Annotated in this window: 12 protein-coding genes and 2 rRNA genes (1 of these 14 only partly in view); 8 read left to right on the top strand and 6 right to left on the bottom strand. The window is 66.5% G+C overall.

The window, feature by feature from the left end; translation table 11 throughout:
• Positions 1–1,372: ribosomal RNA gene (locus ACSDHM_RS18725) — 23S ribosomal RNA — on the top strand (it extends 1,506 nt beyond the left edge of the window).
• Between the two features lie 126 nt (positions 1,373–1,498).
• Positions 1,499–1,613, top strand: a 5S ribosomal RNA gene (gene rrf / locus ACSDHM_RS18720).
• A 369-nt stretch (positions 1,614–1,982) separates the two neighbouring features.
• Here the strand turns inward: rrf and ACSDHM_RS18715 are convergent.
• The 3 genes from ACSDHM_RS18715 to hemH all read right to left on the bottom strand — a co-directional run bounded on the left by ACSDHM_RS18715 (position 1,983) and on the right by hemH (position 6,192).
• Positions 1,983–4,088, bottom strand: coding sequence for a methyl-accepting chemotaxis protein (locus tag ACSDHM_RS18715; RefSeq protein ID WP_072168853.1), 2,106 nt, complete (start codon positions 4,086–4,088; stop codon positions 1,983–1,985).
• Between the two features lie 290 nt (positions 4,089–4,378).
• Positions 4,379–5,233 carry an alpha/beta fold hydrolase gene (locus ACSDHM_RS18710; protein ID WP_111202116.1) on the bottom strand — a complete coding sequence of 285 codons (855 nt, stop codon included), beginning with the start codon at positions 5,231–5,233 and terminating at the stop codon, positions 4,379–4,381.
• Positions 5,230–6,192, bottom strand: coding sequence for a ferrochelatase (gene hemH, locus ACSDHM_RS18705; protein ID WP_065177801.1), 963 nt, complete (start codon positions 6,190–6,192; stop codon positions 5,230–5,232). The genes ACSDHM_RS18710 and hemH overlap by 4 nt, the downstream gene beginning before the upstream one ends.
• 165 nt (positions 6,193–6,357) lie before the next feature.
• Here hemH and ACSDHM_RS18700 point away from each other — a divergent pair, with 165 nt between their 5' ends.
• From ACSDHM_RS18700 to tatC, 4 genes are all read left to right on the top strand, one after another.
• On the top strand, positions 6,358–7,251 hold the full coding sequence (locus tag ACSDHM_RS18700) for a lipid-binding SYLF domain-containing protein (protein WP_061480672.1): 894 nt from the start codon (positions 6,358–6,360) through the stop codon (positions 7,249–7,251).
• 75 nt (positions 7,252–7,326) lie between these two features.
• A complete protein-coding gene (tatA, locus tag ACSDHM_RS18695; protein WP_005420453.1) occupies positions 7,327–7,554 on the top strand; it encodes a Sec-independent protein translocase subunit TatA in 228 nt (75 codons plus the stop codon).
• Between the two features lie 15 nt (positions 7,555–7,569).
• Entirely contained in the window at positions 7,570–8,031 is a 462-nt protein-coding gene (tatB, locus tag ACSDHM_RS18690) for a Sec-independent protein translocase protein TatB (RefSeq protein WP_072168854.1), read from the top strand.
• A complete protein-coding gene (tatC, locus tag ACSDHM_RS18685; protein WP_005420449.1) occupies positions 8,028–8,777 on the top strand; it encodes a twin-arginine translocase subunit TatC in 750 nt (249 codons plus the stop codon). The genes tatB and tatC overlap by 4 nt, the downstream gene beginning before the upstream one ends.
• A gap of 76 nt (positions 8,778–8,853) precedes the next feature.
• On the opposite strand, the gene ACSDHM_RS18680 is transcribed toward tatC, so the two are convergent.
• The 3 genes from ACSDHM_RS18680 to ACSDHM_RS18670 are packed head-to-tail and all read right to left on the bottom strand — an operon-like array spanning position 8,854 to position 12,368.
• Positions 8,854–9,765, bottom strand: a complete 912-nt coding sequence (locus ACSDHM_RS18680) for a BPSS1780 family membrane protein (RefSeq protein ID WP_072168855.1) — start codon at positions 9,763–9,765, stop codon at positions 8,854–8,856.
• Between the two features lie 49 nt (positions 9,766–9,814).
• A complete protein-coding gene (locus ACSDHM_RS18675) occupies positions 9,815–10,561 on the bottom strand; it encodes a glutamine amidotransferase (protein ID WP_065177803.1) in 747 nt (248 codons plus the stop codon).
• Complete coding sequence (locus ACSDHM_RS18670) at positions 10,533–12,368, bottom strand: GspE/PulE family protein (protein ID WP_439426486.1); 1,836 nt, start codon at positions 12,366–12,368, stop codon at positions 10,533–10,535. Before ACSDHM_RS18670 ends, ACSDHM_RS18675 begins: the two co-directional genes overlap by 29 nt.
• Positions 12,369–12,451: 83 nt before the next feature.
• Here ACSDHM_RS18670 and glyQ point away from each other — a divergent pair, with 83 nt between their 5' ends.
• The gene (gene glyQ, locus ACSDHM_RS18665) at positions 12,452–13,363 is read left to right on the top strand and encodes a glycine--tRNA ligase subunit alpha (RefSeq protein WP_049412007.1); all 912 of its coding nucleotides are present in this window, start codon (positions 12,452–12,454) and stop codon (positions 13,361–13,363) included.
• An 87-nt stretch (positions 13,364–13,450) separates the two neighbouring features.
• Positions 13,451–15,526: a glycine--tRNA ligase subunit beta gene (gene glyS / locus ACSDHM_RS18660; protein ID WP_439426485.1), complete on the top strand. Its 2,076-nt coding sequence runs from the start codon at positions 13,451–13,453 to the stop codon at positions 15,524–15,526.

Raw genomic sequence — 15,526 nt, 5'->3', positions numbered from 1 at the left:
ACGAGCCTTTATGGCAAAGTCACTGATACCACGCTTCCAGGAAAAGCTCCTAAGCTTCAGCTTACGCAGACCGTACCGTAAACCGACACAGGTGGGTAGGATGAGAATTCTCAGGCGCTTGAGAGAACTCGGGTGAAGGAACTAGGCAACATGGCACCGTAACTTCGGGAGAAGGTGCACCCTTTTTGGTGGCTCGTGCGAGCTATAGCTGAAGAGGGTCGCAGTAACCAGGCCGCTGCGACTGTTTATCAAAAACACAGCACTCTGCAAACACGAAAGTGGACGTATAGGGTGTGACGCCTGCCCGGTGCTGGAAGGTTAATTGATGGGGTCAGCCGCAAGGCGAAGCTCTTGATCGAAGCCCCAGTAAACGGCGGCCGTAACTATAACGGTCCTAAGGTAGCGAAATTCCTTGTCGGGTAAGTTCCGACCTGCACGAATGGCGTAACGACAGCGGCGCTGTCTCCACCCGAGACTCAGTGAAATTGAAATCGCTGTGAAGATGCAGCGTTCCCGTGGCAAGACGGAAAGACCCCGTGAACCTTTACTATAGCTTTACACTGAACGTTGAGTTCGTCTGTGTAGGATAGGTGGGAGGCTATGAAACCATGGCGCTAGCTGTGGTGGAGCCATCCTTGAAATACCACCCTGTCGTGCTTGACGTTCTAACCTGGGCCCATTATCTGGGTCGGGGACCGTGTATGGTGGGTAGTTTGACTGGGGCGGTCTCCTCCTAAAGAGTAACGGAGGAGCTCGAAGGTACGCTCAGCGCGGTCGGACATCGCGCACTGTGTGCAAAGGCATAAGCGTGCTTGACTGCAAGATCGACGGATCAAGCAGGTAGGAAACTAGGACTTAGTGATCCGGTGGTTCTGTATGGAAGGGCCATCGCTCAACGGATAAAAGGTACTCCGGGGATAACAGGCTGATACCGCCCAAGAGTTCATATCGACGGCGGTGTTTGGCACCTCGATGTCGGCTCATCACATCCTGGGGCTGTAGTCGGTCCCAAGGGTATGGCTGTTCGCCATTTAAAGTGGTACGCGAGCTGGGTTCAGAACGTCGTGAGACAGTTCGGTCCCTATCTGCCATGGGCGTTGGAGATTTGAGAGGGGCTGCTCCTAGTACGAGAGGACCGGAGTGGACGAACCTCTGGTGTTCCGGTTGTCACGCCAGTGGCATTGCCGGGTAGCTATGTTCGGAAGCGATAACCGCTGAAAGCATCTAAGCGGGAAGCGCGCCTCAAGATGAGATCTCCCGGGGCACAAGCCCCCTGAAGGAACCATGTAGACTACGTGGTTGATAGGTCAGGTGTGTAAGTACAGCAATGTATTGAGCTAACTGATACTAATGATCCGTGCGGCTTGACCATATAACCTCAAGTTGCCTTGGCTTTACGACAGCGTCGTAAGAGCATCCAAGTGCACGCTACGTCACAAGAACTATGCGAGGCTGGCGCCTTGTCCCCCAGGGACGAGTGCGACGCTCCAAAAGCTTCCCTGGTGAAATTAGCGCTGTGGAACCACCCGATCCCATCCCGAACTCGGAAGTGAAACGCAGCTGCGCCGATGGTAGTGTGGCTCAAGCCATGCGAGAGTAGGTCATCGCCAGGGTTTATACCCAAAACCCCGCTGCTGACGCAGCGGGGTTTTTCTTTGTGCGCAGGAAACGTGGGTAGTGCCGACCGCTGGCCGGCAACCCGATGGCGTTACATCGCCCGGTGGATCCACGCCATGCGTGGATGCCGTCCACGAGGAAGCATTGCGCCAACCAAGGTTGGCCGCTACCAATCGATTGCCGGCCAGCGGCCGGCACTACCGGTAGATCCACGCCGTGTGTGGATGCGGCGCCAAACAGGGCTGGCCGCTCCTCACGGCAGATCCGGAAGCGGACTTTTCCTGACCCATCACGCAGAAGCAGGCAAAAAAAAAGACGGCGCCCTGCGGGCGCCGTCTTGACCAGGATCGCATTGCAGGCCCGGATCAGGCGGCCCGCGGGACCTCGTGCGGTTCCTGCTGGCGGAACACCGATACCGCCTCGGTAAGCGTCCCCGCCTGCGACTGCAGCTCGCGTGCGGCCGCGGTGGCTTCTTCCACCAGCGCCGCGTTCTGCTGCGTGGCCTGGTCCATCTGCACCACGGTCTGGTTGATCTGCTCGATGCCGGTCGACTGCTCCTGCGACGCTGCGGAAATTTCGCGCATCAGGTGGCTGACATCCTCCACGCCGCCGGCAATGCCCTGCATCCGCTTGCCGGCGTCGGCTACCAGCTGGGCACCTTCGCCCACCTGCCGGCCTGCCTCATCGATCAGCTTTTTGATTTCCTGTGCGGCGGCGGCGGAGCGCTGCGCCAACACGCGCACCTCGCTGGCCACCACGGCGAAGCCACGGCCCTGTTCACCGGCACGCGCGGCTTCCACCGCCGCATTGAGCGCGAGGATATTGGTCTGGAAGGCGATGCCGTCGATCACGCCGGTGATGTCGCCGATCCGCTTCGAGGCGCCTTCAATCGCCTGCATGGTGTCGACAACCCGCTGCATCGCGGTGTTGCCATCACTGGCGGCGCTCTGCGTGGACGCAGCCAGCTCACTGGCCTCGCGCGCATGCGCAGCATTCTGGCGCACGGTGGCGGTCAGCTCCTCCATCGAGGCAGCGGTTTCCTGCAGGTGCGCCGCCTGGCGCTCGCTGCGCTCGGACAGCGCACCATTGCCTGCAGCGATCTCGCTGGCGGCGGTACTGATCGAGGCTGCGCACTGCTGGATGCGCCCCACCATGCGCGCCAGCTGGCCGGCGGTGGCGTTGGCATCGCGCTGGATCGCGGCGAAGGCACCGTGGTACTCACCGCGCATGCGCCGATCAAGATCGCCGTTGGCCAGCGCCGAAAGCATCTGCCGTACTTCATCGACGGTGCTGCCCAGCGTATCGAGCAGCTGGTTGATGCCACCGGTCAGGCCATCGAGGAAGCTGGCGCCTTCGGTTGCCTGCAGGCGCTGGCCCAGATCGCCGGCAGCGGCAGCAGCGACGATGCCGGCCACGGCGTTCTCAAGCGCCAGCTCCTGGGTACGGTCATGCCATTCCACGGCGAAGCCGAGGCGCATGCCCTGTGCATCGAACACCGGGGTGACCACCTGGGCGAAGTGCACCGGGCCGATCTGTACCTTGCCGTTGTGGCTGGTCTGCAGGCCATTGAGGATGGCGCGGATGCGGTCCGGGTTGGCATGGAAGCGATGGATGCTGCTGCCGACCAGGCGTTCGGCATCGAAGTCAGGGAAGGCCTGGCGCAGTGTCGCCTGCTGGTTGCGCAGCAGAGCCACCACCGAGCGGTTCACATAGCGGATCACGTGATCGTTGTCGGCGATCATCATCGCAGTGCGCGAGGCATCCAGCGCCTGGCGGATCTGCGCATTCTCGGCATGCGCCGCCGCCTCGAGTCCACGCTGGGTCTGCACGTGGCGTGCAGTGTCGGCCAGGGCGTGGGCGAGTGAACCCGGTGCATAGGCGCTGGTGTCGGCATGTGCACCAAGATCGGCACCGGTGGCAATGTCGCGTGCCAGCGCGGCAAGCCGACGCGGGCCGTGGCCAAGGGCCTCGGTCTGCTGCCGAAGGCGCAGTGCGACCTGGCCGAGGAACAAGGTCAGGCCCGCGAACATGCTGGCCTGCAGCAGCGTTGGCCACAGCGCGGCACCGTCCTGCAACGGCGCCAGCAGCGCGAGCGTGCCGATGCCACCGGCCAGCCATACCGGCAGGCGATCACGATGGCTCAACAGCACGCCCAGCAGCAGTGCAATCGGCAACGCCGGTGACAGGCCCGTGATCGCGCACAGCCCTGCCAGCTGCAGCGACAACAACAGCGCCAGGCCATTGCGGGTGACGCAATGGCCGGCCTTGGGACCGGCCAGCCATATGGCAGGCAGCACAGCGGCCGCAACCAGCGAGGCGGTCAGGGCATGAGGCCCGCGCAGGGCCAGCACCAGGCCGGCCACCGCCAGTGCCGCACTGCCGATCAGCAATCGGCGGTCAGCGCGGTGGGCGAGCTGCTGCAGATGCGGCAGGCGGGCGGTATCGGGGGGACGAGTGGATGCAGCGGACATCGGCGACTCCTGGATCAGCAGACGGCTACGGCCACACGGTGGCGCACGCACGAGTGCGTGGCCAGGGCATGGACCGGGAATTCGGGGAATGCGACGCAATCAACGTCGCGCAGACGGGGCGCCGTGACCACATCCTGTGGGTGACGGAGCAATGGAGCGGGCATGCGGACTTCCTTGCAGGACCAGACACACGCCGCAGGCCCGACCGGGCCCACGTGCTGCGGACGCAGTGGCCCGCAACCGATGTATCGGCCGCAACTGCGCAGAATGAAGTGCGCGGACGCTGCGACTCAGCCGGCGTTGTCGTTGCCGAGGAAGCGCAGGATCACCTCGGCGATGCGTGCCGGGTCTTCCATATGCAGGTGGTGGTTGCCGGGAAACACGGCCAGCCGTCCATCACGCAGGTGCTGCAGGCGATCACTGCGCATCGGCTCGGGATAGTAGGACTGCGCCGGCGTGGCATAGATCACCTGCGTCGGGCAGGCGATGGCCTGCAGCAGGTTGTCGATCTGGCCTTCGCTGAGGCGGATCGCGGTGGGCAGCATCAGGCGCGGGTCGCTGCACCAGCGGTAGCCACCTTCGACCGGTTCCACGCCGCGCTCGACCAGCAGCCGTGCGCAGGGTTCGCTGAGCTGGTTGGTCATCATCCGCGCGCGGATCGGCGCTGCCAGATCGGGAAACACGCGCAGCTGCTTGCGTGCCAACGCCCGCGTGGCGTTCACATGCTCGCGCAGGCGATGCGCCGTTTCTTCCTCGGGACCGCGCAGGCCGCCGAGTGCTTCGATCGCCACCAGCCGATCAACACGGTCGCTGACCGAGGCGGTAAGGCTGGCAATGCCGGCACCCATTGAATGGCCGAGCAGGCTGAATCGGTCCCAGCCCAGCGCGTCGGCGACATCGAGTACGTGGCAGATCGCGGCGGCCGTGGTGTAGCTGGCACCCGCCGGCAGGTGTGCGCTGTGACCGTGGCCGGGCAGATCGATGGCAACCAGCTGCAACGCCGACAGGTGCGGCGCCAGCGGCACGAAGCTGGCGGCGTTGTCGAGCCAGCCATGCAGGGCCAGCACGCGTGGGCCGCCGCCGTGGTTGCGCAGGCCGGCGACGCGTGCGCCCCCGACCTGGAGTTCAAACGGTTGCAGGCTCATGCCAGCGAGGACACGGCCAGCCGTGCCAGGGCGCGTGCATGCTCCGGCTCGGCGTTGAGGCAGGGGATGTAGCGCATCGTCGCACCGCGCTCGGCCAGTGTTTCGGTGAAGCCCAGCGCAACCTCTTCCAGCGTCTCCAGGCAGTCGGTGGCAAATCCGGGGCAGACCACGTCGATCTGCTTCACGCCGGACTCGGCCAGCGCCCACAGGCTGGGCTCGGCATACGGCTGCAACCAGCGCTCGCGGCCGAAGCGCGACTGGTAACCCATCTGCCAGTCGTCCTTGCCCAGGCCCAGTGCATTGGCGATGGCCTGCGCACTGGCCTCGCAGCGCTGCGGATACGGGTCGCCCGCGTCGGCCAGGCGCTGCGGGATACCATGGAAGGAAAACATCAGTTTCTGACCGCGACCGTGCTGTTCCCAGTAGCGGCGGATCGATCCGGCTACGGCCTCGACCCAGCCGGGATCGACCGAGTAATCCCGCACCAGGCTCACGGTCACGCCCGGGTTGCGGCGCTGCCACGCATCGACCCGGTCTTCGACCGAGGCGGTGGTGGTGGTGGAGTACTGCGGGTACAGCGGCAGCACCACGATCCGGCGCGCGCCGTCGGCGGCCAGACGGTCGAGCTCGCCGGCCAGCGCCGGTTCGCCGTAACGCATCGCATGGCGCACCGTCAGGGTCGGCAGCAGGGCCTGCATGGCCTGCGCCAGCTGGCGCGTATGCACCATCAGCGGTGAGCCGTCGGGCAGCCAGACCTGGGCATACTTGGCCGCCGACCGGCCACTTCGCAGCGGCAGGATCAGCCCGCGCAGCAGCGGCTGCCAGAGCAGTGCCGGAATCGCGACCACGCGCGGGTCGGACAGGAATTCGGCCAGGTAACGGCGTACGGCGGGGGCCGTCGGCGTCTCGGGCGTGCCTAGGTTGACCGCCAGCACGGCGGTATCGGGTGCGTCGAGCATGGGCGATATTGTCGCCTATCCGGCGCCGCACCGGGATGCAGGGTTCGGATTGCAGGCATAGCGCGCATCAATGCGGGCAGGGAACGCTCATTGGGGATTCATGGCAACACCACTAATTTCAGTCACTTGCTATATCTTCCTATGGACTGACTTCTGGAGCCTGCCATGCGTCGCCCGATCCAAGCCCTGCTGATCGCCGCCAGCCTGCTGTCCAGCCAGGCCATGGCCGGACCGCAGGAAGACCAGCGCGCCCGCAACGCCGTGCGCGTGCTGGCTGAAATCCAGGAAATTCCTGAACAGGGCATTCCGGATAAATTGCTCGACGAAGGCCGCGCGGTCATCGTCATTCCCGACACGATCAAGGCCGGTCTAGTCATTGGCGGTCGCCGTGGCCACGGCCTGATGTCGGTGCGCATGCCCAATGGCGCATGGTCCAACCCGGTGTTCGTGAAGCTCACCGGTGGCAGCATCGGCTTCCAGGCCGGCGTGCAATCTTCGGATGTGGTGCTGGTGTTCCGCAACGACCGCAGCCTGGACAATCTGGTCAACGGCAAGTTCACGCTCGGCGCCGATGCCGGCGTTGCCGCCGGTCCGGTCGGCCGCAATGCCGCCGCCGCCACCGACGGCCAGCTGAAGGCCGAGATCTGGTCCTGGTCGCGTGCCCGTGGGCTGTTCGCGGGCGTCGCGCTGGATGGTGCGGTGCTGCAGATCGACGATGCCGCCAACCTTGACGCCTACGGCAGCAACACCACGCCGCGCATGATCTTCGAAGGTCGCGCCGCCGGTGCGCCGTCGATGGACGTGGTCGCCTTCCGTGATCGTCTGGAAGAGGCCACCTACGCCGCCCGCAACAACCGCAACGGCAACGGTGGCAGTGCACCGCGTCCGGCGGCGACCCCGGCGGTTGCGCCGGCGCCTGTTCAGGCAGCGCCGGCCGCCCCAACCGAAGCCACCACCGCGCCGCTGCAGAACGTGCCGCAGAACCCGCCGCCGCAGCAGCAGGGCTTCCAGCCGGTCAACGACGGCGAAATCCGCACGGAAACGCTGGGCGGAAACTGACTTTCGTCACGCGCGCCGGCTGACACCCGGTGCGCTATGCTCGACAGCCTGATCACTAACGTAACGAGCGTCTTTATGGGCAGTTTCAGCATCTGGCATTGGTTGGTCGTGCTGGCCATCGTCCTGCTGGTGTTCGGCACCAAGCGCCTGACCAGTGGCGCCAAGGACCTCGGCTCGGCTGTCAAGGAATTCAAGAAGGGCATGCGCGACGAAGACAAGCCGAACGCGCAGCTGGGCGATGAGTCGCGTAGCCAGGACGCCTCGCGCACCGCGCAGGACGAGCACGACCGTAACGCTCGCTGATCCGGAGCGGTTGCGGTGTTCGATATCGGCTTCAGCGAACTGCTGGTGATCGCGGTGGTCGCCCTGGTGGTGCTCGGTCCCGAGCGCCTGCCCAAGGCGGCCCGCTTCGCCGGCCTGTGGGTGCGCCGTGCCCGCAATCAGTGGGATTCGGTGAAACAGGAACTGGAGCGCGAACTGCAGGCCGAGGACATCAAGCGGCAGATGCAGGACGTGCGCCAAGGCATGCAGGACACCGAGAACCAGCTGCGCGCCAGCGGTGAAGCGATCCGTCGCGAAGCGCAGCAGGCGCAGCAGCAGGGCGATACGCTGGCGCAGGAGGTTCGCGCACCGGCGCCTGCGGATCTGCCGCCGCATATGAGCGCTGCGCCCGATGCCGATGCGCCGGCACAGGAGAGCGTTGCTCCCGAGCCGACGCCGGCGACACCCCCTGAAGCCGGTGCGCCGCCGCCGCAGAGCAGCCCGGAGCGCCAGCCATGAGTGAACAGGATTTCGGCGAAAGCTCGCTGGTCGAACATCTGGTGGAGCTGCGCGGCCGCCTGGTGCGCGCATTGCTGGGCCTGGGCGTGGTGCTGCTGGCGCTGCTGCCATTTACCCAGAAGCTGTACAACGCGCTGGCCGAACCGCTGGTCTCGCAGCTGCCCAACGGGCAGACGATGATCGCGACCAATCCGGCCGGTGCCTTCTTCGCGCCATTGAAGCTGACCTTCTTCGTGGCCCTGTTCGTGGCGGTGCCGTGGCTGCTGTACCAGCTGTGGGCCTTCGTCGCCCCGGGGCTTTACGCGCGTGAGAAGCGCCTGGCGGTGCCGCTGCTGGTGTCTTCGGTACTGCTGTTCTACACCGGCTGTGCCTTCGCCTACTTCCTGGTGCTGCCGGCGGTGTTCCATTTCCTGACCACCTTCAGCCCGGACGTGATCGCGATCACCCCGGATGCGAATGCCTACCTGGATTTCGTGCTGGCGATCTTCTTCGCCTTCGGTGGCAGTTTCGAACTGCCGGTGGCGATGGTGATCCTGGTCCTGCTGGGCTGGGTGACGCCGCAGCAGTTCAAGGAAGGACGTGGTTACGCGATCGTCGGCATCTTCGTGCTGGCGGCGGTGCTGACCCCGCCGGACGTGGTTTCGCAGCTGATGCTGGCGATCCCGATGTGCCTGCTCTACGAGCTGGGCATCCACGCCGCACGCTGGCTGGTGCCATCGTCGGCGGTGAAGAAACCCGCCGCCTAAAAAAGGGGACGGAGGGGATTAAGTCGTTATCGGCACAGTGGCACAAACGACTTAATCCCCTCCGTCCCCTTTTTCGTCAGGCGTGGAAGATGTCGCTTGAGGCCGGGGTGGTCGGGACCGGCGGTGCTGCGCGGCTGCCACGGTGCACGAACATCTGCTTCCACGCGGCGTAGACCGCGCCGACATACAGCGGCATCAGCACCGTGGTCAGCACCAGCTGGGCGATGAAGGCGGCGGCCAGCGGGCCTCCGATCAGCATCGCGATCTGGATCACGATCACGAACAGGATGTAGATGCAGAACGCGGCGATCAGGCCGAGCACGGCGAACACGATCATCGCGCCGATGTTCTCGATGCAGCCCTGCAGGCTCAGGCGCAGCGCGTGCATGCCGCTCTGCTTGTCGAACACCACCAGCGCCGGCTGGGTGAACATCGCCAGCGAGAGCGCCACCGCGCTCAGGAACACCAGCAGCATCCACAGTGCGATGCGCTTGGCCGGCAGGTTGGCGACCAGCGCCGCGGCATCGTCCGGCTTGATCTGCTGGCCACTGCGGCTGATCTCTTCCATCTTGGTCATGACCTCGCTGAAGGCGGTGAAGCCTTCGCGGCCGATCATCATGAACAGCAACGCGCCCAGCAGCAGCACCGCCAGCACCTGGATCGCCAGCGGCACCAGCAGGTGGCTGACACGGTGGTCGCGGATCGGCTGCAGCAGGTGCGAGGACAGGCCCGGGCGGCCTTCGTCGATCTCACCCACGGCGTAGAGCATGCCGCCGAACATGATCGGCGAGATGGCCAGGGTCATCAGCTGCACGGCCATGCCGGCGGCGCCGGGAATCAGCGTCGACAACAGGGTGACCACCCAGCTCACCAGCAGCCAGGCCAGGCCGATCCGGGCCAGCTGCAGCGGCGCACGCCGATACAGCGAGAACGTATCCAGCAACCACTGGGCGCCCGCCGAGGCCGGCAGCTTGCGAATCTCTTTCATGGACATCCGGGAAGGACAGGAGGGGACGGGCGGTTGCCCGTGCCGCTGATTATCCCTGTTTTGCCGCCGGCTGGGCTGAAGACAGCCGCGCCTGTCGGACGAAGCGGCGCAGCAGCTGGCGGGCCAGCGGTGCGGCGCTGACTGCGCGCTCGATGCTGCGCGCACAGCCGCCGTGGCGGCCGATGCAGTCGGCGCGGGCGCGCACGTAGCCGCGCATGTGGTGGGTGGCGAATTCGGGGTGGAACTGCACGCCCCAGGCCTGGCGCCCCCAGCGGAACGCGTGGCAGCCATCCAGCGGCGAGCGTGCCAGCACCTCGGCACCGTCGGGCGCGCGCAGCACGGTCTGCAGGTGGGTGGCGTGGGCGGCAAAGTGCTGCGGCAGGCCCTGGAACAGCGGATCCTGTGCCGCCTGTGGCTGCAGCTCCAGTTCGATCGTGCCGGACTCGCGCCCGGCCGGGTTGTAGGCCACCTCACCGCCCAGCGCATGCGCCAGCAGCTGGTGGCCGTAGCAGATGCCGAACACCGGCAGGTCAGCGTGGGCGGTCTGGCGCAGCCACGCCGCGCTGCGCTCGCTCCAGTCGGCGTGGTCAGTAACGAAGGCGGCCGAGCCGGTCACCAGTACCCCGGCAAAACCGTGCGGATCGGGCAGGGCGCCACCGTGTTCGACATCGACCACCACCGTCTCATGTTCCTCCAGCCCGGCGGCGACGCGGATCCAGTGCGGAAAGCGCCCGTAGCGGCGCAGCGACGGTACCGGGCGGCCGGTTTCAAGGATCAGGAAGGGGGCTGGGTTCATCCGGGGGCGGCAGCACTGACAGGACTTCCTCGATTGTAGTCAGCCCCTGCGCCACCTTTTCAAGCCCGGCCTGGCGCAGGGTTCGCAGCCCTTCAGCGCGCGCGGCACGGGTGAAACCGGCCAGATCCATGTCGGCGCGGATCTGCCCGCGCAGCCGCGAGCCCAATGGCAGCAACTCATACAGGCCGATGCGGCCGAGGAATCCGGTGCGCCGGCACTCCAGGCAACCGACCGGACGACAGGGCGTGGCGGCATCTGGATATGCAGCCTGGCTATCAGCCAGCACCGCCCAGTCGGCCGCACCGAGGGTGTGCGGCTGCTTGCAGTGCGGGCACAGGGTGCGCACCAGGCGTTGGGCGAGGATGCCGTTGAGGGTGCTGGCCAGCAGGTAGTGCGGCACGCCCAGGTCGAGCAGGCGGGTGACCGCCGACGGTGCATCGTTGGTGTGCAGGGTGGACAGCACCAGATGGCCGGTCAGCGAGGCCTGCACCGCCATCTGCGCGGTTTCCAGGTCGCGGATCTCGCCGATCATGATGATGTCCGGGTCCTGCCGCAGCAGGGTGCGCACGCCGCTGGCGAAGTCCAGGTCGATGTTGGCCTGCACCTGCATCTGGTTGAACTCGGGGGCGATCATCTCGATCGGGTCCTCCACCGTGCACACGTTCACGTCCGGCGTGGCCAGCCGCTTCAGCGTGGAATACAGGGTGGTGGTCTTGCCCGAGCCGGTCGGGCCGGTGACCAGCACGATGCCGTGCGGGCGCTCGACCAGGGCATTCCAGCCAGCGGCCTCCTGCGGGCTGAAACCGAGCTGGTCGATGCTCTTGAAGGCGGCATCGGGGTCGAAGATGCGCATCACGCACTTCTCGCCGAAGGCGGTGGGCATGGTCGACAGGCGCATCTCGACCTCGCGGCCACCCGGCGAGCGGGTCTTGATGCGGCCGTCCTGCGGGCGCCTGCGCTCGGCCAGGTCCATGCGGCCGAGTACCTTGATGCGGCTGACCACCGCGGTCATCACTGCCGGCGGCACCTCGAACACCTTGTGCAGCACACCATCGATGCGGAAGCGCATGCGTCCCATCTCGCGGCGCGGTTCCAGGTGGATGTCCGAGGCGCGCTGCTCATAGGCGTACTGCAGCAGCCAGTCGACGATGTGCACGATGTGCTGGTCGTCGGCATTGACGTCGCCGGTGCGGCCCAGCTCGACCAGCTGCTCGAAGCTGGGCAGGGTGGTGTTGGCCTCGCCGCGGACGTCGCCGCGCGCGCCACGCACCGAATGGGTCACCCCGTAGAACTCCATGGTGTAGCGGTGCAGGTCGAGCGGATTGACCACCGCCAGCTCGATGCGGCGGCGGGTCAGGTGCTGCAGGTCGCGGCGCCATTCCTGCACCAGCGGCTCGCTGGTGGCCACCAGCACCCGTTCGGCATCCACTGCCAGCGGCAGGAAGCGGTGGCGACGGGCATAGGCGTGGGAGACCAGCGCGGTGACCGCAGCGACGTCGACCCGGGTCGGATCGATGCGCAGGTAGCGGTTGCCGGTGCGTTGGGCCAGCCATTCGGTCAGGCGTTCCAGGGTCAGTTCGCCGCCGTCGCGGGTGGCCAGCTTGAGGTTGGACAGCAGCACCAGCGGGTGCACTTCACTGGCATTGCGCGCGCCCTGTGCGGAAAACCGCATGCGCTCGCCCTCGTGCTCGGCGACCAGGCCGTCGGCCAGCAGCGCCGCACCCACCTGCTCGAAATGCAGGCGGCCCCACGGCAGCGGGACGCCGCCTGGCTCGCCGGGCGTGCCCACCGGCAGCCGATGTTCCATCTGCCTGCTCCTCCCGGGTACGGAATGCCCCGCAGGTCGGCCGTTATACTAGCGCACCCCCTTGCCGGCCAAGACTCGTACGCATGTCCGCGACCCCGACCGTTCCGATCACCTTCCAGGGCCTGATCCAGACCCTGAACCAGTTCTGGGCCCAGCAGGGCTGCGTGCTCATCCAGCCGCTCGACCTGGAGGTGGGCGCCGGTACCTTCCACCCGGCCACCTTCCTGCGTGCGATCGGTCCGGAAAGCTGGAACGCGGCCTACGTGCAGCCGTCGCGGCGCCCGACCGACGGCCGCTACGGCGAGAACCCGAACCGCCTGCAGCGCTACTACCAGTACCAGGTGGCGATGAAGCCGGCGCCGGACAACATCCAGCAGCTGTACCTGGATTCGCTGAAGGCACTGGGCATCGATCCGCTGGTGCACGACCTGCGCTTCGTCGAGGACAACTGGGAATCGCCGACGCTGGGCGCGTGGGGCCTGGGCTGGGAAGTCTGGCTCAACGGCATGGAAGTGACCCAGTTCACCTACTTCCAGCAGGCCGGTGGCCTGGAGTGCCGCCCGGTACTGGGCGAGATCACCTACGGTCTCGAGCGCCTGTGCATGTACCTTCAGAACTGCGACAACGTCTATGACCTGGTCTGGACCTACGGCCCGGACGGCCAGCCGGTGACCTACGGCGACGTCTACCACCAGAACGAGGTGGAGCAGAGCACCTACAACTTCGAATACGCCGACGTGGACGAAATGTTCCACCGCTTCGATGCCTGCGAGCGTGAAGCGCAGAAGCTGGTGGAAGTGGGCCTGCCGCTGCCGGCCTACGAGCAGGTGATGAAGGCCAGCCACACCTTCAACCTGCTCGATGCGCGCCGCGCGATCAGCGTGACCGAGCGCCAGCGCTACATCCTGCGCGTGCGCGCGCTGGCCCAGGCGGTGGCCAAGGCGTATTACGAGCAGCGCGAGAAGCTGGGCTTCCCGGGTGCGAAGAAGGCCTGACCGCCTTCCTGCACCGTCGCGCTTTTCATCAACTACCCGGGGCGCCGGACGCGTTGCGCGCTGCGCCCCCACCACAGGATCGAACCGATGAGCCAATTGTCCCCCCTGCTGATCGAACTGGGCACCGAGGAGCTGCCGGTCAAGGCGCTGCCGGGCCTGGCCCAGGCGTTCTTCGACGGTGTTGTCGAAGGCCTGCGCAAGCGTGGCGTCGCGCTGGAGCTGGGCGATGCCCGCCCGCTGTCGACCCCGCGCCGGCTGGCCGTGCTGCTGCCGGGCGTCGGCCTGGAACAGCCGGAACAGCACAGCGAAGTGCTGGGCCCGTACCTGAACATCGCGCTGGATGCCGAAGGCCAGCCGACCAAGGCCCTGCAGGGCTTCGCCGCCAAGGCCGGGATCGACTGGACTGCGCTGGAGAAGACCACCGACAACAAGGGTGAGCGCTTCGTGCACCGCGCGGTGACCCCGGGCGCGAGCACCGCCAGCCTGTTGCCGGACATCCTGCGCGAGGCGATCGCGGCGATGCCGATTCCCAAGCCGATGCGCTGGGGCGACCACGCCTGGGGCTTCGCCCGCCCGGCGCATTGGCTGGTGCTGCTGCACGGCGCCAACGTGGTCGAGGCCGAACTGTTCGGCCTGCAGGCCGGCCGCGCCAGCCGTGGCCATCGTTTCCACCACGACCAGGTCGTGTCGCTGGCGCAGCCGCAGGACTACGTTGAAGCGCTGCGCGCCGCGTTCGTGCTGGTCGACCCGAGCGAGCGCCGCGCGCGCATCGTCACCGAGGTCGAGGCCGCTGCAGCCGGGGCCGGTGGCAGCGCCCGCATCACTGAAGACAACCTGGAGCAGGTGGTGAACCTGGTCGAATGGCCGTCGGCGGTGCTGTGCAGCTTCGAACGCGCCTTCCTGGCAGTGCCGCAGGAAGCACTGATCGAAACGATGGAGATCAACCAGAAGTTCTTCCCGGTGCTGGATGCCGCCGGCACGCTGACCGAGAAGTTCATCGGCATCGCCAACATCGAATCGAAGGACGTGGCCGAAGTGGCCAAGGGCTACGAGCGGGTGATCCGCCCGCGCTTCGCCGATGCCAAGTTCTTCTTCGACGAGGACCTGAAGCAGGGCCTGGTGTCGATGGGCGACGGCCTGAAGACGGTGACCTACCAGGCCAAGCTGGGCAGCGTGGCCGACAAGGTGGCGCGCGTGGCCGCACTGGCCGAAGTGATCGCAGCCCAGGTCGGTGCCGATCCGGCGCAGGCCAAGCGGGCTGCCGAGCTGGCCAAGAACGACCTGCAGTCGCGCATGGTCAACGAATTCCCGGAATTGCAGGGCATCGCCGGCCGCCACTACGCCGTGGCCGGTGGCGAATCGGCCGACGTGGCGCTGGCCATCGACGAGGCCTACCAGCCACGCTTCGGTGGTGACGACATCGCGCTGTCGCCGCTGGGCAAGGTGCTGGCCATCGCCGAACGCGTGGATACGCTGGCCGGTGGTTTCGCTGCAGGCCTGAAGCCGACCGGCAACAAGGATCCGTTCGCGCTGCGCCGCAATGCGCTGGGCCTGGCCCGCACGATCATCGAAAGCGGCTTCGAACTGGACCTGCGCGCGCTGATGGCCAGCGCCAATGCCGGCCTGGCCGCGCGCAACGTGCAGGCCGATATCGGCGAGCTGTACGACTTCATCCTCGACCGCCTGAAGGGCTACTACGGCGACAAGGGCGTGCCGGCCACGCACTTCAACGCGGTGGCCGAGTTGAAGCCGGCCTCGCTGTACGACTTCGATCGCCGCCTGGATGCGATCGGCACCTTCGCCGCGCTGCCGGAGGCAGAGGCGCTGGCCGCGGCCAACAAGCGCATCCGCAACATCCTGCGCAAGGCCGAGGGCGAGATTCCGGCGCAGATCGACCCGGCGCTGCTGCAGGAAGATGCCGAGCGCGCGCTGGCCGAAGCGGTCACCGCCGCCATCGATGACACCGGCGCCAGCCTGCACCAGAAGGACTATGTGGCGGTGCTGGCACGCCTGGCGCGCCTGCGTCCGCAGGTCGACGCGTTCTTCGATGGCGTGATGGTCAACGCGGAAGATCCGGCACTGCGTGGCAACCGCCTGGCGCTGCTGACGATGCTGGGCGAGCGCCTGGGCAAGGTGGCGGCGATCGAGCATCTGTCGAGCTGA

The sequence above is a fragment of the Stenotrophomonas sp. T8 genome (assembly GCF_051853085.1).
Taxonomy (GTDB): domain Bacteria; phylum Pseudomonadota; class Gammaproteobacteria; order Xanthomonadales; family Xanthomonadaceae; genus Stenotrophomonas; species Stenotrophomonas sepilia.
The sequence above is the reverse complement of the archived record's forward strand: the minus strand, read 5'-3'. Positions and strand labels throughout refer to the sequence as shown.

Coding starts and splice junctions, on each gene's coding strand:
- ACSDHM_RS18715 (WP_072168853.1), bottom strand. CDS start 4,088: ATGTCCGCTGCATCCACTCGTCCCCCCGATACCGCCCGCCTGCCGCAT.
- ACSDHM_RS18710 (WP_111202116.1), bottom strand. CDS start 5,233: ATGAGCCTGCAACCGTTTGAACTCCAGGTCGGGGGCGCACGCGTCGCC.
- hemH (WP_065177801.1), bottom strand. CDS start 6,192: ATGCTCGACGCACCCGATACCGCCGTGCTGGCGGTCAACCTAGGCACG.
- ACSDHM_RS18700 (WP_061480672.1), top strand. CDS start 6,358: ATGCGTCGCCCGATCCAAGCCCTGCTGATCGCCGCCAGCCTGCTGTCC.
- tatA (WP_005420453.1), top strand. CDS start 7,327: ATGGGCAGTTTCAGCATCTGGCATTGGTTGGTCGTGCTGGCCATCGTC.
- tatC (WP_005420449.1), top strand. CDS start 8,028: ATGAGTGAACAGGATTTCGGCGAAAGCTCGCTGGTCGAACATCTGGTG.
- ACSDHM_RS18680 (WP_072168855.1), bottom strand. CDS start 9,765: ATGAAAGAGATTCGCAAGCTGCCGGCCTCGGCGGGCGCCCAGTGGTTG.
- ACSDHM_RS18675 (WP_065177803.1), bottom strand. CDS start 10,561: ATGAACCCAGCCCCCTTCCTGATCCTTGAAACCGGCCGCCCGGTACCG.
- ACSDHM_RS18670 (WP_439426486.1), bottom strand. CDS start 12,368: ATGGAACATCGGCTGCCGGTGGGCACGCCCGGCGAGCCAGGCGGCGTC.
- glyQ (WP_049412007.1), top strand. CDS start 12,452: ATGTCCGCGACCCCGACCGTTCCGATCACCTTCCAGGGCCTGATCCAG.
- glyS (WP_439426485.1), top strand. CDS start 13,451: ATGAGCCAATTGTCCCCCCTGCTGATCGAACTGGGCACCGAGGAGCTG.